Source organism: Planococcus shenhongbingii (assembly GCF_030413635.1).
Classification (GTDB): Bacteria; Bacillota; Bacilli; order Bacillales_A; family Planococcaceae; genus Planococcus; species Planococcus shenhongbingii.
Map to the genome: position 1 here is coordinate 3,261,783 of NZ_CP129235.1, position 22,485 is coordinate 3,284,267.

Genomic DNA, 22,485 nt, shown 5'->3' on the forward strand with positions numbered 1-22,485 from the left:
CTCCTAAAATGTTCTTCCGTAAATGTTCTGGCTCATATAGCGTTCACTTGAATCAGCAAAAATCGTCACGATATGGCTGCCTGGTTTTGCGGTTTCCGCTTCTCTCATCGCTGCGACAAATGCAGCTCCTGAAGAACTTCCGACAAGCAGGCCTTCCCGTTTCGCCAGCTCTCTCAATGCTTCGAACGCTTCTTTATCTAAAATCGTATGGATTGAGTTGAAATGCGTTCGGTCCATATATTCTGGCAAAAACTCCATGCCAATGCCTTCCGTCAAATGCGGGCCGGGTTCACCGCCATTGATGATCGAGCCTTCCGGTTCCACAATGACAGTTTTGATGTCTGCATTTTTTGATTTTAAAAAGCGTGAAGTCCCGGCAAACGTACCGCCGGATCCTGCCCCTGCGACAAAGACATCAATCTTGCCGTCCAAAGCTTCCCATAATTCCGGTCCAAGCGTCCGGACATAAGTTTCAGGGTTGGCCGGATTTGAAAATTGAGAAGGTGAAAAAGCATCAAGCTGCTCAGCCAGTTCATTGGCTTTTGCAATTGCGCCTTTCATGCCGAGTTCGGTCGGTGTATTGATCACTTCCGCTCCAAGCGCGCGCATCAGCGTCTGTTTTTCCTGGCTGAACTTTTCCGGTACCACAAATTTCACTTTATACCCTTTGCCGATTGCGGCAAGCGCCAATCCGATTCCGGTATTGCCGGCAGTCGGCTCAATCATCGTTCCGCCCGGTTTTAATACTCCCCGGTTTTCCGCATCTTCTATCAAAGAAACACCCAGGCGGTCTTTCACGCTGCCGCCTGGATTAAAGAATTCTAATTTAGCGAAGATCCGGCAATTATTGGGAATATCGATATGCGTCAATTCCAAAAGTGGTGTATTGCCGATCAACTGCTGGATTTCGGTTGCAAATTTCATACCCATTCTCCTTAAACAGTTTCTTCCGCAAATACTTGGCGCCACTCGTCTTTTTTCGCCAGCATTTCACGCGCCAACTCTTTTGCGCCTTCCAGGCTGTGGCTTGCTGCCCATCCGCATTGCACTTCGTTGCAGGCCGGCACTTCGTCCGCAGCAATAACGTCTTTTAAAGTGTTTTCCAAAATGCGCAAAATGTCTTCAAAATCATCATGGTTGATCACGGACAAATAATAGCCTGTCTGGCAGCCCATCGGCCCGATATCAATAATTTGATCGGAATGGTTGCGGCTGTGCTCCGCCATCATATGTTCAAGGGAATGTAGGGCTGGCATATCCATATGCTCTTTGTTCGGCTGTTTGAAACGGATATCATATTTGCGGATTGTGTCGCCGTTTGCACCTGTTTTTTCTCCTGCTAAACGCACATATGGGGCAACCACTTTTGTATGGTCCAAGTTGAAGCTTTCAACATTCATTTTTTTCATGAGTATCGTCTCCTTATAAGTTAGTGTTTTTATTGGTTTTCTGAGTGTCCGGTTTCGGTGCCTAGCTCCTCGAGACGCTTCAGGCAGTCCTGCGATGGCAATAACGCCATCACTGTCCAGCCTTCCAGCGCTTGTCGGAGCTAAACAGGCGCCTTAACCTTTCTTAGTATCCAGTTTCAGCACCTAGCTCCTCGGATCGTAAGCCAATTCGGCTGTGCGGCTGAAAAAACGCCGCTTCGCCAAATCGACTTACGCCTGTCGGAGCTGAGATAGGCGCTTCAACCTTTCTTAGTGTCCAGTCTCCACCGGCCAGCTCCTCGGCCATAAGCCACCCTATCTATGCGGCACAAAACGCCGCTTCGATAGTTCGTCTTATGTCTGCCGGAGCTTAACGGCCGCTTTCGCTTTTCTTAGTCGCGTCTATTAACCAAACATACCCGTTCAATCGAGTGAACTCAACTGAAAAGCCTGCCGCTTCGATCAACTCTTTCATTGCCGGAAGCGTCGTGTAGTATTCGCGGTTTAAATCTTCTACAAGATTAACATACCCGCGAGATGCTTCAAATTCAATTTTCTGCTGTTTTGCTTCCAGGGATTCAAACACCGTGTCCGCAAACACCACTTTGCCGCCTGCTGGAAGCTTTTCCGCATACAGTTGGAACGCCTGAGCTTTTTCTTCATCGGTCAAATGATGGAAAGCGTAAGTGCTGACAAAGGTTTTCGCTTTAATGTTATCATCAAACTGCAAAAAATCTCCGTCTATTAATTTTAAATCAGCTAATTTTCCAGCAGTTACTTCGCGCATGGCCTCGTTTGGTTCAATTCCTGTTACTTCAAGCCCGCGTACCAAAAGTTTCTCCGTCAGGTTTCCAGTGCCTACTCCAAATTCCACTACCGGACTGATGGCCAAATCGGCGACAGCCTGCAATATTTCATCGTATTTTACGAAAACATCTTCATATTCTTTATCTTTTCCATAAACTGAATCGTCGTAAGTATGAACCCACTCATCAAATATTTCTACAAATTCGCGTCCCATGTATATCCCCCTTTGATTGCCTATTTTTATAAAACCAATAGCCTTACTTGGTTTTATTTATAACATATTAAAGAAGGCGTTTCAACTTTCTGAAACGCCTATTAAATTTTAAGGACTGGGGGTACGCTATCTTTTTTATCAATAATTTTCTTTAACAGCCTTTCGAATTGAGGCAATGAAATTTGCACGATTCGGCCGGTCAATAAGGCGACGGCGACCGTTCCGATTCCGACCGGCCCACCGAGCATCCAACCGATAAACGCGACTGTGATTTCAATGCCTGCACGGACCACTGTAATGCTGAGTCCGGTCTTTTCAACCACAATCAGCATCAGGCTGTCACGCGGGCCAGCTCCGATTCTTGGTGACACATAAAGGCCGACGCCATACCCGGAAATGGTGATCCCCACAAGAAAAATGAGTATTTGTCCAATCAGCGTTTCAATATCCGGTATCAGCCAATTGAATACATCAATGAAAACTCCAATCAGCAGCATATTCAAGAATGTGCCGATTTGCGGGAATTTCCGTGTGAACAGCATCGTGGAAACGATAACCGCAAGACCCACTATAATTGCCCATGTGCCGATACTAAGGCCGAAATTCTTGAAGAGGCCGACATTCAATACATCCCAAGGACTGATGCCAAGTTTGTCCGCTTTGATGATCATGGTAAAGCCTAATGCTAAAACAATAAGTCCACTAATGAAAAACAGCCACCGATAAAAAAAAGCGCGTCCCATTGCCATCCTTCTTTCTGTTATGTATTAATAAAAAGCCATCCATTCGAAAAAGAACGGATGGTTTTTATTTTTCTTTAGCAGTCAGTAAGGGTTCCGCTTCTCCGAGCGGGAAACCCGCTGACCATAAAAGTCCGATTGGTTTAACCAGCAATCACAATAGCAGCATAGCGGCCGCCAGTCGCTTGGATCAAATCGTCAGGGGCCAGTTTTAATTGCATGCCGATTTTTCCAGCAGAAACGATGATTTCATCCAACGATTCCGCTTGTTCAGCGATAAAGGTTGGAAATGCTTTTTTCATGCCAAGCGGTGAGCAGCCGCCGCGAACATAGCCGGTCAGGCCTAAAATCTCCTTCACAGGAACCATTTCTATTTTCTTCTCGCCTGCTGCTTTGGCTGCGGCTTTCAAATCCAGCTCTTCCGCCACCGGAACCACAAAGACATAATTCTGTTTTGAGTTCCCGGCAGCTACTAAAGTTTTGTAGACCATCTCCGGTGAAAAACCGATTTTGGCCGCAACCGAAACGCCATCGATCTTGCCGTCTTCAGGATCATATTGCAGAACTTCGTGCGCAATTTTCTCTTTATCCAATATGCGCGCTGCATTGGTTTTCACGATTTTCTTTGCCACAGGCTGCACCTCACACGCTCTATTTTCAACAAGCATATCATGCCAGCGCTTGGATTTTAATCGTTCTGTCCCAATAATTTTTTCAGCGCATCTGCCATTGCTGTATTCACAGGTGTGTCGTCCTGCTGTTTCAAGTATTTATTGACATCTTTCTTCGTCGCTTTTGACTGATTGGCGTTGCGGCGTTTTTCGAATGCCGACAGTTTTTCACGGTGGCCGCATTGGCAAGCGAACATTTTCCCTTCCCCTTCGCCGCGCATTTCCATTCGTTTATGGCATACCGGGCAGCGGGCATTGGTTTGTACTGCTACTTGTTTTTTATAGCCGCATTCACGGTCCTGGCAGACATACATCTTGCCGCGTTTGCCGTTCACTTCAAGAAGCGGCTTGCCGCAATCCGGACAGGTTTTTCCGGTGACGTTGTCATGCTTGAATTTCTTGTCGCTTTTCTTGATGTCCGATACCGACTTCTGGGCGAAAGCGATCATCTCTTTCATGAACTGCTCTTTTTTCAGCTGGCCTTTGGCGATTTTCGTCAATTGCTGCTCCCAGCTTGCGGTCAGTTTCGGCGATTTCAAATCTTCCGGAACCAGTTCGAGCAATTGGCGGCCTTTCGACGTAATCGTCAAATCTTTGCCTTTCTTCTCAATCAGGAACGTATTGAACAATTTATCGATGATATCGCCTCGCGTTGCCACCGTTCCAAGCCCGCCTGTTTCACCAAGCGTCTGGATCAACTCTTTCGATTCGCCGGCCATGAACTGTGACGGATTTTCCATCGCCCCAAGGAGCGTTCCTTCATTGAAGAAAGCTGGCGGTTTGGTCTTGCCGTCTGTCAGTGCAATTCCTTTAATATGGAGCTTCTGGCCTTTTTCAAAAGGCGGCAGCGTTGTGTCGCCGTCTTCTTCGTCGTCATTGTAAACGCGTTTCCAGCCTTCATTGCGGATCGTATTGCCTTTTGTCTGGAAGGTTTCGCCGCCTGCAGTGATGATTACCGTTGTCTGGTCGTATTCGTACATCGGGTAAAAGACGGCCAGGAAACGCTTGACGATCATGTCGTATAATTTATGCTCTTTATCGGATAAATTATGAAGCTGCGGTGTTTCTTCCGTCGGGATGATGGCATGGTGATCACTGACTTTATTGTCATCGATCACTCCTTTTTGCGGAGCCACCGGCGTTTTCAGGATGGTAGCGGCCAACGCCCGGTAAGGTCCGACTTGCACCGCTTTGATGCGGTCTTTTAATGTATCTTTCATGTCGGATGTCAAATGCTTTGAATCGGTCCGCGGATACGTCACGATTTTATAGCGCTCGTACAATCCCTGCAACGTGTTCAGCGTCTCTTTCGCCGACCAGCTATAGCGTTTATACGCTTCTTTTTGAAGTTCCGTCAAGTCGAATAAAGGCGGCGCCGGCTGCTTCTTCGGCGTGACTTTCACTTCCGTGACCGTTCCTTCATGTGTCCCGCCCAGTTTGCTGAACAGCTTATCGATTTTTTCTTTATCGAACGACTGCGTCGAGTTGCCGTCAGTCCAAGTAAAAGCGGCTTGCTCCGTAATTGCCTGCATGCCGTAATATGGCTTCGGCTGGAAATTGCGGATTTGCTGCTCGCGTTCGGCAATCATGGCGAGCGTCGGTGTCTGGACGCGGCCGGTTGATAATTGCGCATTGTATTTCACCGTCAGGGCGCGTGTCGCATTGATGCCGACCACCCAGTCCGCTTCCGCACGGGCAACTGCTGCCTGGAATAAGTTCTCGTAGGCTTTGCCGTCTTTCAGATTGTTGAAGCCGTCATTGATTGCTTTATCGGTGACAGAAGAAATCCACAACCGCTTGATCGGCTTGCGCGTTTTCGTTTTTTCCAGGATCCAGCGTGCGACGAGTTCCCCTTCGCGCCCGGCATCGGTTGCAATGATGACTTCATTGACATCGCTGCGGTTTAATTGCGCTTTTACTGCATTGTATTGTTTCATTGACTGTTTGATCGGCACGAGTTTAAACGGATCCGGAATAATCGGCAAGTTCTCCATTTTCCATTCTTTGAAGTCGTTGTCGTATTGCTCCGGCTGTGCCTGTGTCACCAAATGGCCAAGCGCCCATGTGACGATATATTGTTTGCCTTCCAAAAATCCATTGCCTTTTTGTGAACATCCCAGTACGCGTGCAATATCGCGTGCTACGGATGGCTTTTCTGCAAGTACTACTGATTTCAATTTATTCACCCTCATTTCGTATAGCGTATATTATAGCATCTTCCGGTTTTGATGGCTTTTCGCGGGGGTTGGAAAGTATTTGTCGGTTTGCGGACAGTATTTTATGCTGTGCGGACAGTAAATCTCGGTTCCCGGACAGTAGCCAGCTTTTTTCCAATTTCAACTTGCTGTCTTCACTTTTGTAAGCTATATTCATAAAGAAGAAAGGAGTTGTTAGATTGATACTTAAACAACGCCAGGCTCCGCCCGAACTCTTCCAGCTCGAAAGTTTACTCAAGAGACTTCCTCCTACCCATACCCAATTCCCCCATTGGTCAGAAAAACTTCGGCGAATCAGCGCCGGCTATCACGGCGAACAACGCATTGATTCCCTTTGGCACGAAATCGACATCCCAATCCCCCACTATTTTATCCATGATTTATTTATTCAAAAACAGCAATCCTCACATCAAATCGACACTCTTCTTATAACCAGCCATTTCATTTTAATTCTTGAAGTCAAAAGCATTTCCGGCCTGCTTCATTTTGATGTGCAAACTCGTCAATTTTCTAGGACAAATAAAGACGGCAGCATTGACGGCTTGCGGAATCCCGATGACCAAGTACGGCGCCATGAGAAATGGATTGAGCAATTCCTAACCGAACGTAAAATAAAACTGCCCGTTATCGGTGCCATCGTTTTTACTTATCCTTCTGCAGTTATTCAATCGAGAGCTGGAAAACGCATCATGATCCAATCTTCAGGGTTGCCTTTTTTGATGGATCAATTGCTGAAAGAATATCCAAGGGAGATTCTTTCAAAAGCATTAATCAAGAAGCTCTCAGGTCAACTCACGAAACTCCACTTAATAAAACCGCTTTCTCCATTAATATTGCCAAGCGGCTTATTGACTGGAGTTCTATGCTCAAGATGCGAAAGAGAGAAAATGTTTTATAAGCGAAAAAACTGGTTTTGCAACATTTGTCTATTTTCAGATCCACACGCACACCTGGATGCTTTAAAACAATATCGTTCTTTATTTGGCTCTACGATTTCAAATCGGGAATTTCGCGCATTTACCGGCATTTCTTCTGTATCCGCTGCTTCTAAACTTTTGGCTGCTTCCAAGATGGCCTTTGAGGGAAGTTTCAAAGATCGGGTATACCATATTCCAGAGGATTTTTTGAGTGCGGACAGTATTCTACCAAGTTAGGACAGTATTTTATTAATCGCGGACAGTATTAGTTCATTCCCGGACAGTATTGCCATTTTTTCGCCGCCAATCGGTTCAAATAAAACAAAAAAACCTCCCGCGGGAGGTTTTTCTTCTGCCAATCAAGGATTGTCAATCGTTTCCTTGGATAAATGCTTGCTCATCTCAGCATATTGGACGAAAACACGGGCCAATTCGCGCAAGCGATCGTGAACGTCTTCATTAATGATAGTATTGTTGTCATCAAAATGGCTAGTGTGCGTATACACATAGTTCGGTGTTACGAGGCAGCGGAAATAATCGAGTATCGGCTTCAGCTGATTTTCAATGACCAGATGATGCTGATACGTGCCTCCGTTTGCTACGATGGAAACCGGCTTATAGCGCATCGTGCGAGGGTGCAGCATATCAAATGTGTTTTTCAGCACTCCAGGAATAGAGCCTTGGAAAATCGGAGATGCGATAATGTAGCCATCTGCATTTTCAAAGCGGCGAACGATTTCCCGCATATCCTCGTTGTATTCGCCAAGTGGCCGGCCATCAACAAATTGATGCTCATAATCAGCCAAGTTTAAAATGAGAAGCTCCATCTCCGGATTGAAATCTTTGATATATGTTTGCACTTGCTCCAAAATCACACCGGTCTTCGAACCAATAATGGTTCCATCCACTAATAAAATCTTCATAAGATAAATCCTCCTTGAATACGTATCTGCCGGACAGTTCCGCTGTCCCTGAATGTCTCACTTTGAAAAACTTAACAGAGTTTCCCAAAGCTGATTTACTTTATCATAGCAAAGTCCGATTCATAATACGTATTGATTGAGCTTATCCAAGTCAGATTTCATTCTTAAGACTGAATTCCGCTTTTAATCCGGCTGGTTTCCAATTTCTCTTGCGTGCGGATTTCCTGATGGGCCGGCGGTGAAAAGCTGACAATGGTATCTCCTGTTTTCGGTTCCGCCCCGTTTTCAGCGGTAAAGAATTCAATCTTTCCTTGCGCCCGCTCAATGAATAAAGGAATGGTGCCTTCCACTGACTTCTCACGGAATTTTTCATAAGTAAATTGCTCAGTCAACTGCGTTTTCCGCATGGCGTATCCTTCCTCAGCCTTTTCTTCAAGTGCCTGGATGTTCCATTCTGGGCCGAATAAGGTTTTGCCGCTGAGAGAAGCATGGAAATCTTTCGGATTTCCTATATGGATAGCAGTTTGAAATAAATGCGTACGCCCCAGTTTCGGCACGAAATTACTGGTGACCAATGAATTATACGAATCGTTCTCACTCGCTACAATCATCGTTTCATAAGGCGTTAAATCTTTCTCATACTCGGTATGTTCCGATAGGATTTCTCCGTTGAAATTTGGCACGCCTTCCTCGCGGGCCAATCGCAGGCGGCCCCACGCCGAGTCCACAATCAAAACGTTCTTATTCATATCGTGCAGCATTTTGCCCAGTTTTACAGTGAACCGGCTGCTCCCAACAATCAGTATTCCGGGTTCAACGGATGAAACAAGCCCCAGCTTCCTCCCGAGCCAGCCGATGGAAAATCCATGTGCCACGACGGTTGAGAAGACCAAGGCAAACGTCAGCGCCGTCAATAATTCCGCGTCTTCGAATCCTGCGTCCATCAATGTCGCGGCAAAGTAGCCGGAGACCGTCAGCGCGACAATTCCGCGCGGCGCAATCCAGCCGACCAACAACTTTTCCTGGAACGATAAATTAGTTCCGATTGTTGAAAGCCAGATAGACAGCGGGCGGACGATAAAGAGCATCGCCAGGACAAAGGCGATAATCCGAGGATTAAAGATTCCAATCAATATGTCCAAGCTCAACGATGCCGTCAGCATAACGAAAATGCTCGAGATCAACAGCACCGAAATATTTTCTTTGAAATGGCGCATTTCATTGATGGATGTGATATTCATATTCGCCATCATGATGCCCATTGACGTAACGGCAAGCAATCCTGTTTGGGGCATAACGGTATCTGAAACGGCAAATACCAGCAGCACAACCGCAAACACCATCGGCGACTTGAGGAATTCAGGCACTTGCCCTTTTTCGAACATCCTGCCCATCCCCCAGCCGGCAACAATGCCAAGGAGCACTGAAAACAATGAGGCTAAAAAGAACAAGCCGAACGCCGATGCGGATTCTTCTCCCATTGCGAATAAAACAAATTGAAAAGCGAATAATGCCAGCAATGCACCGAAAGGATCGACGACAATGCCTTCCCATTTCAAAATCGCTGCCGGACGAGGTTTTAATTTTGCCTGCCGCAGCATCGGCAGAATCACTGTCGGCCCGGTAACAATGAACAAGCCGCCGATAACAAACGAAACGGCGAGTGACAGACCGGCCATATAGTGAGCGGCGAGCGATCCCGCAATCCAGGCGATAAACGCCCCCCATGTAGCAATGCGCCATAGCGGCTTGCTGAAGTTTTTTACTTCTTTAAAATTTAAATTCAGGCTTCCTTCAAATAAAATAATGGCCACAGCCAATGAAATGATCGGGCTGAATAATTCACCGAACCTTTCCGCTGGAGAAATAATGCCGAATATGGGACCTACAAGAAGCCCGGAAATCGACATAAGGACAATGGCAGGCAGCTGCAGCCGCCAAGCAATCCATTGTGATAAAACTCCAAGGAAAAAAATCAGCATCAAACCGAATAAGATAGAATTAATGAGATATTGCCTCCCTTTTTGATAGTTAAATCATACTTTTTTTCTTCTGCTAAAACTTCCTTGACCATTATAGAGGTTTTACTATTGATGTGAAAAGCAACAACTAAGCCGTTAGGGATTTAAAATTGTGTATAATGTGATACAATGGAAAAAAATCTAAGGGTGAATCTAGTGAACCGACAGGAACTTGAGTATGAAATTGCTGAACTAAAAAGTGATTACACACGCCAACAAGGTGATATTGAAAAGTTGGAAACCACTGGACATGCAAGAATGGTGGACCAGGCAGAAGAACGCTTGGAAAAAATGGAACAACGCCTCGCGGAATTGAATAAAAAACTCGCGGAACTGTAGCCCGCGAATTTTTTTTTGCATTTCTCCCCTTCGTCCCTTATCCCTCAAGGACTTTATACTTTTTTATGGTTTAACTGCAGCGGCGAGGGTTTCGGGTTATAAGCCAACCCAGCTGCGCAGCAAAGAACGCCACTTCGCTGGTCCGTCTTATGCCTGTCAGAGCTGAACAGGCACTTCTACTTTTCATGGCTGTGCGGCTGGAAAAATGCCGCTTCGCCGGTTCGTCTTATGCCCGTCGAACCTGAACCGCCGCTTCCGCTTTTCTTATTGTCCAGCTCCGGCGCCTAGCCCCTCGAGTCGCTTCAGTCTGGCCTGCGATGGCAAAGAGCGCCATCACTGCCCAGCCTTCCAGCGCTTGTCGGAGCTACACAGGCACCTGCGCTTTTCTTAGCACCTACACTTTTCTTAAAATATGGAGGAATTAAATAAATGAGTTTATTAACAGTAGAGAATTTAAGCCATACTTTCGGAGACCGCACACTTTTCAATGATGTGTCGTTCCGTCTAGTTGAAGGCGAACATGTGGGCCTTGTCGGAGCTAACGGCGTCGGCAAATCCACATTGATGAATATTTTAACAGGAAAAATTATGTACGACTCCGGCCGCGTCGAATGGCAGCCGAAAACGCATTACGGTTACTTGGACCAGCATACTCAATTGACGCCTGGGCGCTCAATGCGCGAAACGCTTCAAGATGCCTTCCTGCCACTTTATAAAAAAGAGGAAGAATTGAATGACATCGCTATGCAAATGGGCGATGCCGATCCTGACCGCCTTGAAGAACTTCTTGAAGAAATGGCCGAAGTGCAAGATGCATTGGATGCCGGCGACTTCTACACGCTTGATGTAAAAATTGAAGAGATTGCACGCGGACTCGGACTTGATGCAATCGGCCTGGAACGTCCTGTTGAAGCTCTGTCAGGGGGACAGCGGACCAAGCTGCTTCTTGCCAAATTGCTTTTGGAAAAACCGAAAGTCCTTTTGCTGGATGAGCCGACCAACTATCTGGATGAAGAACATATCCAGTGGCTTGTTAACTACTTAAAGAATTACCCGCATGCGTTCTTGTTGATTTCGCATGATACGGAATTTATGAGCAGCGTAACCGGCGTCATTTTCCACTTGGAATTTTCCCGCTTGTCCCGTTATACAGCGACTTATGAAAAATTCATCGAGCTTGCTGAGCTTGCAAAACAGCAGCATTTGGACGCTTACGAACGACAAGCCGATATGATCAAGAAAACCGAGACCTTCATCGCGAAAAACAAAGCGCGGGCGTCCACAACTGGACGCGCAAAATCACGCCAGAAGCAATTGGATCGCATGGACCGCATTGAAAAACCGGAAATTGCAGCCAAACCGCAATTTTCGTTCAAAGAAACCCGCAGCCCGAGCCGCTATGTAGTAGAAGCAGAAGCTTTGACCATCGGCTACGACAAGCCGCTTCTTCCGCCTCTTACATTCATGATTGAACGAGGCGAGAAAATCGCGCTTGTCGGCATGAACGGCGTCGGTAAATCGACTTTGCTGAAAACGATGCTCGGCAAAGTTAAACCTTTGGATGGCGACGTTCTGCTCGGAGAATATTTGACACCGAGTTATTTTGAACAGGAAACCAAAGCACCTACCCATACGCCGCTTGATGAAATCTGGTCCGCTTACCCGAGCTTGGATCAAGGCCAAGTACGTGGCGCTCTTGCCCGGACCGGATTGAAAAACGAACACATCTCCCGTTCGATGACGCAATTGAGCGGCGGCGAACAAGCCAAAGTCCGCTTATGCAAATTAATGATGGAAGAAAGCAATTGGCTGATTTTCGATGAGCCGACGAACCACTTGGACATTGATGCAAAAGCGGAATTGAAACGCGCGATGCAAGCCTACAAAGGCACAATCGTACTCGTCAGCCACGAACCTGAATTTTACGAAGGCTTGGCAACAAAAGTCTGGAACGTTGAAGAATGGGTCAATGCTGGCAAGCAATCTCTTTAATAATATACAAACGACCTCTCCTTTTTAAGGAGAGGCCGTTTTTTAATAGGTTGTTAATTTAAATATCTTTTGGAATCCGTATACCCCGCGCTGCCAAAATGAGAATTCATCCTGGAATTTTTCAACGTCCAGGGTATAAAGAGCGTCTTCATTTGTCCATAAGCGATTGAAATAGCTATCCATTTCCCCGACTAACTCGCTGTCATTCGGTGCCACAATTCGAATATCGGCTTCCAGATTATAATTGTCCAGTGTCCGCTCCGTATAATTCGCTGAACCTCCCATCACAATTGTTTCTTCAGTAGTCTTGATCATGATGGATTTGGTATGGAATTGCCCGACCACGGTATTATACCAGCGGACTTTCATGTTTTCATTTGCCTCTTCGTACATTTCGTTGACAACAGGTCGGTTCGGCAGTCCGGTTTTTTCCGTACCGAAAGCGTTCTCGTTCGGATCAAGAATCATCCGCACTTCCACTCCCCGGTTTGCCGCTTCTTTCAAAGCCCCGACTACATCACTTTCAGCAATATAAAACATCGCTAGCCAGATGCTGTCTCCTTTCTTCGCTTTCCCAATATCCTGTATCAACGCATCAAATATTTGACTCTCAGTCAAATATTGAGCTTTATAGTTTCCTTCTTGCTCGGCAGCCTGTATCCTTGGAAACTCGGGACCGCCTGAGAATTTGGACACCGCTTCTTCCGATTCAAGGATGTCATTTATAATCGGCCCACTTACTGTAAAAGCCATGTTCCCATGGAGACCGCTGGCATTGTGCGGATTTGCGGAACTGATGATCGCTTCTTTTTCGGTGACGACCGTTTTCCGGTGGTTGGCTTTGATATTCATCATTTCCAGATACGAGGCGATTGACAGTTTAGGAGCATCGCTCGACATGCCATTCGCAATCCACCCTTGGCTGTCGGTATCGAACCATTGGAACAACACGCGGTAAAAGCCGGAATACAGTGGCGTGGAATCCCGCAATTGATCCAGATCGGTGAAAATGACTTCGACTCCTGCATCCTCCAATGTTCCAAGCAACTGGCTTCCATAAGAGCCATAGCCCGTATTTAATGGGTCAGTGATAAAATAGATGGGAATTTCCGGATTTCCCTGTTTTTTCTTCAATAAATGATCGGTCAGCAATTCCGCTACAGCAGGAAAAGCGGTTTTCTGGTCGTTGTAATTATCAAATAAAAACAAATCCAATACAATAAATTCTTCCGCCTGATCAATCATGTCGTATATTTTTTCGAAAATCTGCAGTTCATATTCCTTTTCTGACCCTTTCATGTCCTGGGCATAGGAAAGGTCGTAAAGCATATCAATATTTTCTACACTGTGCGTATTTCCTGCATAGGAAACACCGGGCGGCAATGGTTTATATGTATGCCAGACAATGACTGCTATGTATAATAAAGCCAGAATTCCCGCTATTCCTCTGACAATTCTTTTTCGCTTGCTCCACCCTTGGAACCTCTTTCTCTTCATATAGCCTTCCCCCTCGCTCTCATTATAGCAAGAAGAAATAAAAAGAAATTTATTATTTCTATGGAATAAAAAACCAGCTGAAAGATTCAGCTGGCTGACAGTTTAATATTAAGCTGTTTGTACATACTCACGCGTGCGTGCATCTTCCAGCAACATGTCTTTTAACCGTTGTTTGCCTCGGAACAAGCGTGATTTCACGGTTCCAATTGATACTTTCATGGCTTCCGCAATTTCAATCAATGACAATTGATGAACGTAGAAATACATGATCGTTGTGCGGTAAATGGAATCAAGTTCTGAAATCTTGTGGCGAATCATAACTGAAACGTCTTGCTGTTCCAGAATTTCTTCGGCTCCCGCTTCGTCAGAAGGAATCAAATCAAGAAGCGAAACATCCAATCCTTCCGGCTGATGCATCACATGCTTGCTGCGTCGTACATTTTTGCGGTACCGGTCACGGAAAGTATTCATGCAGATGGTCGTCAACCACGCTTTCAAATGATCCACTTCCTGAATCGATGACTCATAGCGCACAACTTTTAACCATACTTCTTGCATCAAATCTTCCGCTTCAGATTTATTGCGAGTCAATTTTAAGCACAAATGATAAATGTATCGGTTGTATTCTGTATATAAACTTTCCATGAATAGTGCCCCCGTCCGTTTTTCTTATTAACCTTATTGTGCCTTAACCGAAGCTTACGCTCTATCGGATTCACTTTCATAAACCTTACAAAGTTGTAATTTAGATAAGCGGAAGCGGCCGTAAAGATTCGACAGGCAAGATATGGACCAAAAGCAGTTTGGTCCATATCTTTGCGACGAAGCACATAGTGCTGCAACGCACTTTCATGTCTCGAAGCTAGCGCAGCGATGCAGAGACAGGAGCAATAAGGGTTTAGACAGAACAGCGAAGTGGCGCTCGTTGCCACACAGCTGGGATGGCTTATGACCCGAAGAGCTAGGCACTGAACTAGACACCAGAGTGGCTTATGACCCGAGAACCTCGCCGCTGCAGCTGGACACAAGAAAAGCGCAGGTGCCTGTGTAGCTCCGACAAGCGCTGGAAGGCTGGGCAGTGATGGCGCTCTTTGCCATCGCAGGCCAGACTGAAGCGACTCGAGGGTCTAGGCGTCGGAGCTGGACAATAAGAAAAGCGGAAGCACCCTTCCCTTTGACAAGAATAGATGCGAAAAAAGACAAAAAGAAAAACCCTGCCTTAAACAGGGTTTGCCATTATTTCTTCATCGGTGAGTTTAGTAATGGTCAACCGGATGATCCGGTTGCGGTCCATTTCATCGACTTTGACATGAAGGTTCTCATATGTGAATTCTTCGCCTTCATCCGGAACATGTCCCAGCTGCTGCATAACAAATCCTGCAATCGTGTCATGGTCATTCGGGACTTCGACATCAAACATATCATTGACGTCTTCAATTTCCAGACGTCCATGGCAGGATAATTGGGTTTCGGTAATTTCGAAGACCAGCTCATCGTCTTCTACGTCCGTTTCATCTTCAATCTCCTGTCCGATCATTTCCTCGATAATATCCTCATGAGTGACTATTCCAAGCGTTCCACCGTATTCATCCAGGATGACTGCCATGTGTTTTTTCTTGGACATCATCATTTTAAAGACTTTCTCGACGCTTACCGATTGCACAACAAAGAGCGGATTATCATCCATCAGTTCCGCAATCGTCAAATTCGGATTCATCGACCACTCAATCAATTTTTTCGAATAAAATAAGCCGACAATATTATCCAAGCTTTCTTCGTAAACCGGATAACGCGTATAAGCAGATGACAAGATCAAATCCCGGACTTCCTCGTAAGTAGAATCGATTGCAATGCCTACCGTATCGGTACGGTGAGTTGACATGACGTCGGACACATCTTTATTCGGAAAATCGAGAATGCCTTTAATCCGTTCTGATTCTTCCTCGGCAAATGTCCCTTCAGTGGAGGCAATGTCCACCATCGACCGCAGCTCTTCTTTCGTCAAGGTAGCTTCTTTCACGGTTCCTTTAGAAATGATGCGAATAAAGATATTCGTAAACTTCGACAACAGCCATGTAAGCGGTTTAAAAATAATGACAAAAAAACTGATGGCAGGCGCCACCACGTAAACGAGTCGGTCAGCAAATGTAGCGGCAATCGTTTTCGGCAGCACTTCACCGAAAATGATGATGATCACTGTCAAAATGGCCGTTGCTAATCCCACTTCCCAGCCTCTTGTAAGAGCAATTGTTGTCACTAACGTCGGCATCAGGATATTCACAATGTTATTTCCAATTAGGATTGTTGTAATCATTCGGTCCGGCTTCGCGATTAACTTCCGTACCCGCAGCGATTTCGCATCGCCTTGTTCCGCGCGAAGATGGACCTTCATCCTATTAACAGCAGTTAACGCCGTTTCGCTTCCCGAGAAGAAGAACGACATGACTAAACAGATTCCTAATGCGATAAACAAATTTGGTTCCTCCAGTGTATAAAACACAGATTTTACGAGCTCTTTCCGTATCAAAGATTATACCACAGCAAAAATCCAAATGTCGAAAACCCCAGCTCTTATGTTATAATTTTTCCATAATTAAAAAATAAGGAATTGAGGGATAAAATGAATGCACAAGTGATAGACCAGTATTTCAAAGATCACCGGGAAGAACACCTGGAAGAACTGAAAGCATTTTTGCGAATCCCTTCCATTAGTTCATTATCAGAGCATAAAGGAGACATCCGAAAAGGCGCCGAATGGCTGAGAGATGCCATGCAAAATGCAGGGCTGGAAAATGCCAAAGTCCTTGAGACTGAAGGCCATCCAGTGGTCTATGCTGACTGGCTTCATGCTGAAGGCAAGCCGACTGTGCTGGTTTATGGCCATTATGACGTCCAGCCCGTTGACCCACTGAACCTTTGGGAAACACCTCCTTTCGATCCGCATGTCCGTGACAATAAACTTTACGCGCGCGGTGCAAGTGATGATAAAGGACAAACGTTCATGCACGTAAAAGCGGTCGAAGCATTGCTTAAATTGAACGGTGAACTTCCTGTAAACATCAAATTCATCGTTGAAGGCGAAGAAGAAATCGGCAGCCCTACACTTCCTAAATACGTAGAACAGAATAAAGAACAATTAAAAGCTGATTTGATCGTCATTTCTGATACCGGCATGCAGGGCCCTGGCCGCCCGGCAGTCTGCTACGGCCTGCGCGGCCTTGCCGGCATCCAGATTGATGTCAAAGGCCCTAAAGGCGACTTGCATTCAGGGCTTTACGGCGGCGCTGTCCAAAACCCGCTCCATGCCATCGTGGAAATCCTGCAATCGTTTCGCGACAAAGAAGGCGTCATTCAAGTCGAGGGCTTCTACGAAGACGTGCTGGATGTGTCCGATGAAGAACGTGCGGAATTTGCGGCTTTGGAATTCGATCTTGAAAAAGAAAAACAAGATCTGGGCATTACCGAAGATTTCGGTGAGAAAGGCTATTCATTTGTCGAACGCACTTGGATCCGCCCGACACTCGAAATCAACGGCATCACCGGTGGCTTTTCCGGCGAAGGCATCAAAACGGTTCTACCTGCTGAAGCCAGCGCTAAAATCACCTGCCGCCTTGTGCCAAACCAAGATCCAGACGATATTGTTGCGAAGCTTCGTGCCCACATTGAAGCGAATAAACCAAAAGGCGTTACCGTAAAAATCACCGATTTCGATAAAGGACAGCCGTTCCTGACGCCGTATGATCATCCAGCTATCCAGGCTGCAGGCCGCTCTTATGAAAAAGTCTATAATGTCAAAACTGCTTTTACCCGCATGGGCGGATCGGTTCCGATTGTCGCTGTATTTGACCAAGTTCTTGGCTTGCCGGTCGTTTTAATGGGCTTCGGTTTGTCTTCCGAGAATTTCCATGCACCAAACGAACATTTCCACCTAGAAAACTTTGACAAAGGCCTTCGCGTCATCAGCGATTACCTGTTCGAAGCAGCAGACTTGAAATAGCGGAGTAAAGGCCATCCTGAAATAGGATGGCCTTTTTCAGGCCTCAATCTTCTTCTGTCATTGCGCTCCAGGCAGGACGCTTTCCGCGGACATGGCTTCAGCCGCTTCCTTTGCTCCTGCGATTACTCGTCGCAAATTGAAAAAACATTCGCTACGCTCAGTCCAGGGTCTTCAGCTCATGTTATTTCCGCAGGAAGCGAACTGTGCAAAAGTATTTTTGCACGGTTCGTTTGCGACGAAGCTAGCGCAGCGATGCAGGAGCACATCTTTGCCCTTCGCCCACCTTCCGCTGCATTAATCTTCCTTTTGTTATCTTTTGAAACTCTCTAAAAGTGTGACTTGTTTGAGTAATTTCTCTTTTGTTGCTTCCTGCTCCCCAGATATGGAGCCAACTAGCGGAGAAAACCGTACCTTCGCTAGCTTCGAGACATGAAAGTACGCTGCTCCTGCGCAAGCTCGTTGCACAGACTTGGCCTCACAAACCTCGGCCACAAAACATGTGCTCCTGCGCAAGCTCGTCGCAAAGCTATTGATCGAAATGATTCGGCCAATAGCTTCGCAGCTGGTTGGCAGAATATCGGTTAAGGGATGGTCACTAATACAAATTTTAACTTTCTCAACAAGCTGGTAAAGGCCATCCTGAAATAGGATGGCCTTTTGTATCCCTATTTATTCAGCATCTCCGTTTTCACGAAGACAAATAGGCTCCTCCGTTAATATGCAAAAACTGCCCAGTCATATAAGCTGAGTCGGCAGAAGCCAGCAATACAAAGCTGCCCGCTAAGTCCACTGGCTGACCCGGACGCCCAAGCGGGGTAGATATTCCAAATCCAGCGACTTCTTCCTCTGAATGGCTGGAAGCAACGAGCGGTGTCCAGATAGGACCTGGAGCAATGCCATTTACTCGGACCCCGTCACTTGCAAGCTCCAGCGCCATTGCCCGAGTAAACGCTACAATTGCCCCTTTTGTCGCCGAGTAATCCACCTGTCCAGTCTGGCCGGCATAGGCATCAATCGAGGATGTGTTGATAATGGAGCTGCCGGCCTGTAAATGGGGCAATGCCGCTTTAGTTAAATAAAACATCGAAAATACATTCGTCGCAAACGTTTTCTGCAATTGTTCAGCTGAAATGTCCAGGATGCTTTCTTGCCTGTTTGCCCAAGCAGCATTATTAACCAGGATATCAATCTTCCCATGAATTTCGATTACATCTTCGATGACTTTCCAGCAAAAGGCTTCGTCCGCGATATCTCCTGCATGCAGCGAACAGCGTACACCTTGCTTTTCAATCAAATGCTTTGTCGTTTCTGCATCAATATGTTCATCGAAATAGACAATTGCAAGATGAGCCCCTTCTTTAGCAAAGCCGATTGCCGCAGCTTTTCCGATGCCACTGTCCCCTCCTGTCACCACTGCCACTTTATCCGTCAGTTTGCCGCTTCCCCGGCGGCTTTCCAAATCAAAAACAGGCAGCGGATCCATATCCTTTTCCAAACCCGGCTTACGTGATTGGGATTGCGGCGGAATGCCATGAGCCAAGTATTTTTCGCGCGTCAAATCTTCCATCATCCCCACTCCTTTTTTCCTCTTGCTATACCCGCTGTGCATTGAATCAACTCTCAATTCCTCCATAGAAAAACTGGAGATCTCTTTGTGTCTTGCAGAGCGGGCTTTCCTTCTCTGCTGTAAACTGTTTAAATAGGATTAACGACACCCTTTCAGGAGGCCGGCATGGTCATTTATTGGATTGCTTCATACTTTATCGGAAATTTATTGACAGCCTGGTGGATCGGCAAATGGAAAGGCATCGACTTGCGAAAAGAGCGCAGTGGCAATCTGGGTGCCCGGAATGCAGGAGCTGTAATCGGCAAAACTGCTTTTGTCCTGACTTTTTTAGGAGATGCCGCAAAAGGCGCCTTAGTTGTGGGACTTGGACATTATGGAGGCTTTAACGAGTGGGTTATTGCCATCGGCGGCCTTGTGGTGATTTGTGGCCATCTTTTCCCGCTGTGGCTAAAAGGACGCGGGGGCAAAGGCATTGCTACATTTATAGGCGTGAGCTTATTGATTACGCCTTCACTTTTTCTGGTGATGTTTCTTGTTTTCGGGATTTTCTTCCCAATCCTTAAAAGCGCAACCCTGACCATGCTCACTAGTTTCTCAGCATTTATCATTGCGGTTTCGCTTACTGGTCAACTGTCTGTTTTATGGCCGTTGATTCTTGCAATTATCCTAATCCTGATTAAACACCAAAACGACTTACGTGAATCATTCGAAAAACGTTTTGCCAAACTGTAGTTTAACTGTAAACTTATCTTTTTAGACAAGTCGGCAGTTTGTCTTGAACCTCTACCTTATAGGCTATTCGACGCTCCTTATCCGTGTTATAGTTTAATTATTCAAAATACTTTTATGATAGGATGTTTAAAAATGAAAAAACCAATTGCTTGGGTTATGGATACCACTGGATTTGTAACAGAAGAATTTAAGGCTCATCCGGATGTTTATATCGTGCCGCTTAATATCCATTTCGGCTCAGAAGAATTTGTAGATGGAGTCGATTTAACGAATACACAACTATATGAGCGCATTAAAAACGCTTCAGAGTTCCCCAAAACTTCACAGCCTTCTGCTGGAAAATTTGCTGAGTTATATGAAAAGCTCCAGGAAGAGTACGAATGTGCAATCGCAGTCCATCCTTCCGCTAAACTTAGCGGCACGATCGCTTCTTCTGTTGCCGGAGCCGATATGACCGGCTTCAAAGTCTATGCTGTCGATTCATTGGCTCTGTCTTACGGATTGAGCGGATTATTAGAACGCGGCATGGAATTGGCTGACCAAGGAATTGGCGCTGAAGAAATCGCTGAGCGCCTGGAGCAGGAAACGCAAAACTTCCGTAATTATATTTTAATCGGAAACTTGTCGCAATTGTATAAAGGCGGCCGAATGAGTGGCGCCCAGTACTATTTAGGAAGCCTTTTAAAAGTGAAACCGATTGTCCAGTTAAGCGCTGAAGGTGAATTGGTGCCAATCGACAAAGTGCGGTCTCATAAAAAAGCCGTGCAGTATTTGATCGACCATGCCAAGGCAGACTATGAAAAGTTCAAAATAGACACTTTCCAAATTATGCATGGCAATGTTCATGAGGAAGCTGAGAACTTGAAACAAGAAGTCTTGAAAATCAATCCGCAAGCCCGCGTGCTGATAGGCGACCTTAGTTCTTCTCTTGCTGTCCATGCCGGTGAAGGGACACTAGTATTGATGTGGAGAAAACCTGTTCAGTAATACTTAGTATAAAACAAGGTATTTTCACATAAGCAAGTAATGGATAACACCTCCTTTCGTACCTTCTCATTTACTTTTTCACGGTCTTCACATGGTTGTTCTGCTACAATGGAAGTAGAATGATGAGCGAGGTGGATTTAATGCAGCATGTAGAACGAGAACTTACAGAACACGTAATGCTTTGTGATGCAAAAGGTCAATTAAATCCGGCAGCCATCGGATATGCACGCCAGCCTGTCGTTGTCAGCAATCTTCGAGGAAATTTCATGAGAAAGAAAAAGTGGAATTATTGGTGCGTTTTTGGTGATGAAATCATGTTTTCTGCCACTATTTGCCATCTGGATTATGCGACAGTCTGTTTTGTCTATTTTTTAAATTATGAAACACAGCGGTTTCATGAAAAGACCTTAGTTGTACCTTTTACACGTCAATTAAAATTATCGGATGAAGTGCTAGATGCTTGCCATTTTCGCCACGGCGATATGAATATTCAAATAAGCTATAAACAGAACACGACACAGATGCAGGTAAGTATAGAGGACTTCGATGGGGAATCTCTTCATGCCTCATTGGAAATCCAGCATCCAGAAGCCTATGATTCTCTCAATGTTGTGATCCCCTGGAATCGGCAGACCTTTCAATTTACAGGGAAACATCTTTCCCTTCCCACTTCAGGATATGTAAAAATCGGAAGCCAGCGTTTTGACTTCGAACCGGAAGACAGTTTGGCCGTTCTGGATTATGGCAGAGGAGTTTGGCCGCGTGAATCTTCCTGGAACTGGGCAGTAGCTTCGCAGCGTTCGTTGGGGAGATCGATTGGATTGAATTTAGGAGGCAAGTGGACAGACGGCACTGGCATGACGGAAAATGCATTTTTCGTTAACGGCAAAATGACTAAAATCCATGAAGATGTACTGTTTCACTATAATCCGGAAAATTATAAGGAACCATGGCTGATTCATACCAAATTCTCCGATGATGTGAAACTGACCTTCACCCCATTTTTTGAACGGGTTTCTAAAACGGATATGAAACTGGTGAAATCTGAAGTCCATCAGCTTTTCGGCTATTATAATGGCTATGTCCGTTATCCGGATGGCAAAAAACTAAAAATCCTTCAAATGCTTGGAGCAGTTGAAGAACATTATGCAAAATGGTAAAAGAGGCGCAAATTGCGCCTCTTTTTTGGTTATTTTAAAAATAGAAATATCATTTAATTGCTATCACTTAACCGATACGCTTTTCCATGTCTCGAAGCTAGCGCAGCGATGCAAAGACAGAAACAGTACGGTTTCCTCCGCTGTTTAACTCCATATCTGGAGAGAAGGAAAGAAGAATAAGGGCTTTCTTATACAGTTACTGTTTTAAAGAACAGATAAAGAAAACAAAAAGAAGTTGAATGAAGCATAAGGTCCGCTCGGAAACAAACGGTTTGGAA

General features: G+C 45.7%; 19 protein-coding genes. 7 read left to right on the forward strand and 12 right to left on the reverse strand.

The genetic code is table 11. The annotated features are described in order from the left end of the window. Nucleotides 1-3: 3 nt before the first annotated feature. The 6 genes from QWY16_RS15795 to QWY16_RS15820 form a co-directional block, all read right to left on the reverse strand. Nucleotides 4-924 carry a PLP-dependent cysteine synthase family protein gene (locus QWY16_RS15795; protein WP_300990185.1) on the reverse strand — a complete coding sequence of 307 codons (921 nt, stop codon included), beginning with the start codon at nucleotides 922-924 and terminating at the stop codon, nucleotides 4-6. 11 nt (nucleotides 925-935) lie between these two features. After that, nucleotides 936-1,409 (reverse strand): S-ribosylhomocysteine lyase, encoded by a 474-nt coding sequence (locus QWY16_RS15800; RefSeq protein WP_300990186.1) that lies wholly within the window; start codon nucleotides 1,407-1,409, stop codon nucleotides 936-938. A 388-nt stretch (nucleotides 1,410-1,797) separates the two neighbouring features. Next, the gene (locus QWY16_RS15805) at nucleotides 1,798-2,448 is read right to left on the reverse strand and encodes a class I SAM-dependent DNA methyltransferase (RefSeq protein WP_300990187.1); all 651 of its coding nucleotides are present in this window, start codon (nucleotides 2,446-2,448) and stop codon (nucleotides 1,798-1,800) included. Nucleotides 2,449-2,549: 101 nt separating this feature from the next. Continuing rightward, complete coding sequence (locus QWY16_RS15810) at nucleotides 2,550-3,191, reverse strand: YczE/YyaS/YitT family protein (protein ID WP_300990188.1); 642 nt, start codon at nucleotides 3,189-3,191, stop codon at nucleotides 2,550-2,552. Between the two features lie 140 nt (nucleotides 3,192-3,331). After that, entirely contained in the window at nucleotides 3,332-3,820 is a 489-nt protein-coding gene (gene ybaK / locus QWY16_RS15815; RefSeq protein WP_300990189.1) for a Cys-tRNA(Pro) deacylase, read from the reverse strand. A gap of 56 nt (nucleotides 3,821-3,876) precedes the next feature. Next, nucleotides 3,877-6,051 carry a DNA topoisomerase 3 gene (locus QWY16_RS15820; protein WP_436837147.1) on the reverse strand — a complete coding sequence of 725 codons (2,175 nt, stop codon included), beginning with the start codon at nucleotides 6,049-6,051 and terminating at the stop codon, nucleotides 3,877-3,879. A 203-nt stretch (nucleotides 6,052-6,254) separates the two neighbouring features. Here QWY16_RS15820 and QWY16_RS15825 point away from each other — a divergent pair, with 203 nt between their 5' ends. Then, nucleotides 6,255-7,229, forward strand: a complete 975-nt coding sequence (locus tag QWY16_RS15825; RefSeq protein WP_300990191.1) for a nuclease-related domain-containing protein — start codon at nucleotides 6,255-6,257, stop codon at nucleotides 7,227-7,229. 122 nt (nucleotides 7,230-7,351) lie between these two features. Here the strand turns inward: QWY16_RS15825 and QWY16_RS15830 are convergent, their stop codons facing one another. Next, nucleotides 7,352-7,915, reverse strand: coding sequence for an NADPH-dependent FMN reductase (locus tag QWY16_RS15830; protein WP_300990192.1), 564 nt, complete (start codon nucleotides 7,913-7,915; stop codon nucleotides 7,352-7,354). A gap of 164 nt (nucleotides 7,916-8,079) precedes the next feature. After that, the gene (locus tag QWY16_RS15835) at nucleotides 8,080-9,897 is read right to left on the reverse strand and encodes a cation:proton antiporter (protein ID WP_300990193.1); all 1,818 of its coding nucleotides are present in this window, start codon (nucleotides 9,895-9,897) and stop codon (nucleotides 8,080-8,082) included. A 168-nt stretch (nucleotides 9,898-10,065) separates the two neighbouring features. Between QWY16_RS15835 and QWY16_RS15840 the strand changes: the two genes are divergently transcribed. Together QWY16_RS15840 and abc-f are read left to right on the forward strand one after the other, a co-directional pair. Continuing rightward, nucleotides 10,066-10,275 (forward strand): SE1832 family protein, encoded by a 210-nt coding sequence (locus QWY16_RS15840; protein WP_436837148.1) that lies wholly within the window; start codon nucleotides 10,066-10,068, stop codon nucleotides 10,273-10,275. A 429-nt stretch (nucleotides 10,276-10,704) separates the two neighbouring features. Further along, nucleotides 10,705-12,267, forward strand: coding sequence for a ribosomal protection-like ABC-F family protein (abc-f, locus tag QWY16_RS15845; RefSeq protein ID WP_300990195.1), 1,563 nt, complete (start codon nucleotides 10,705-10,707; stop codon nucleotides 12,265-12,267). Between the two features lie 42 nt (nucleotides 12,268-12,309). Here abc-f and QWY16_RS15850 read toward each other — a convergent pair whose 3' ends face one another. From QWY16_RS15850 to QWY16_RS15860, 3 genes are all read right to left on the reverse strand, one after another. Continuing rightward, nucleotides 12,310-13,764: a phospholipase D family protein gene (locus tag QWY16_RS15850; RefSeq protein ID WP_300990196.1), complete on the reverse strand. Its 1,455-nt coding sequence runs from the start codon at nucleotides 13,762-13,764 to the stop codon at nucleotides 12,310-12,312. Between the two features lie 108 nt (nucleotides 13,765-13,872). After that, nucleotides 13,873-14,409, reverse strand: a complete 537-nt coding sequence (locus tag QWY16_RS15855) for an RNA polymerase sigma factor (RefSeq protein ID WP_300990197.1) — start codon at nucleotides 14,407-14,409, stop codon at nucleotides 13,873-13,875. A gap of 574 nt (nucleotides 14,410-14,983) precedes the next feature. Further along, complete coding sequence (locus tag QWY16_RS15860) at nucleotides 14,984-16,237, reverse strand: hemolysin family protein (RefSeq protein ID WP_300990198.1); 1,254 nt, start codon at nucleotides 16,235-16,237, stop codon at nucleotides 14,984-14,986. 147 nt (nucleotides 16,238-16,384) lie between these two features. Between QWY16_RS15860 and QWY16_RS15865 the strand changes: the two genes are divergently transcribed. Continuing rightward, nucleotides 16,385-17,761: a dipeptidase gene (locus tag QWY16_RS15865; protein WP_300990199.1), complete on the forward strand. Its 1,377-nt coding sequence runs from the start codon at nucleotides 16,385-16,387 to the stop codon at nucleotides 17,759-17,761. A gap of 688 nt (nucleotides 17,762-18,449) precedes the next feature. Here the strand turns inward: QWY16_RS15865 and QWY16_RS15870 are convergent. Then, nucleotides 18,450-19,328: an SDR family oxidoreductase gene (locus QWY16_RS15870; protein ID WP_436837196.1), complete on the reverse strand. Its 879-nt coding sequence runs from the start codon at nucleotides 19,326-19,328 to the stop codon at nucleotides 18,450-18,452. 165 nt (nucleotides 19,329-19,493) lie between these two features. Between QWY16_RS15870 and QWY16_RS15875 the strand changes: the two genes are divergently transcribed. The 3 genes from QWY16_RS15875 to QWY16_RS15885 all read left to right on the forward strand — a co-directional run bounded on the left by QWY16_RS15875 (nucleotide 19,494) and on the right by QWY16_RS15885 (nucleotide 22,207). Beyond that, nucleotides 19,494-20,060 carry a glycerol-3-phosphate acyltransferase gene (locus QWY16_RS15875; RefSeq protein WP_300990200.1) on the forward strand — a complete coding sequence of 189 codons (567 nt, stop codon included), beginning with the start codon at nucleotides 19,494-19,496 and terminating at the stop codon, nucleotides 20,058-20,060. A gap of 132 nt (nucleotides 20,061-20,192) precedes the next feature. Further along, nucleotides 20,193-21,047: a DegV family protein gene (locus QWY16_RS15880; RefSeq protein ID WP_300990201.1), complete on the forward strand. Its 855-nt coding sequence runs from the start codon at nucleotides 20,193-20,195 to the stop codon at nucleotides 21,045-21,047. A 140-nt stretch (nucleotides 21,048-21,187) separates the two neighbouring features. Further along, complete coding sequence (locus QWY16_RS15885) at nucleotides 21,188-22,207, forward strand: DUF2804 domain-containing protein (protein WP_300990202.1); 1,020 nt, start codon at nucleotides 21,188-21,190, stop codon at nucleotides 22,205-22,207. Nucleotides 22,208-22,485: the final 278 nt, after the last annotated feature.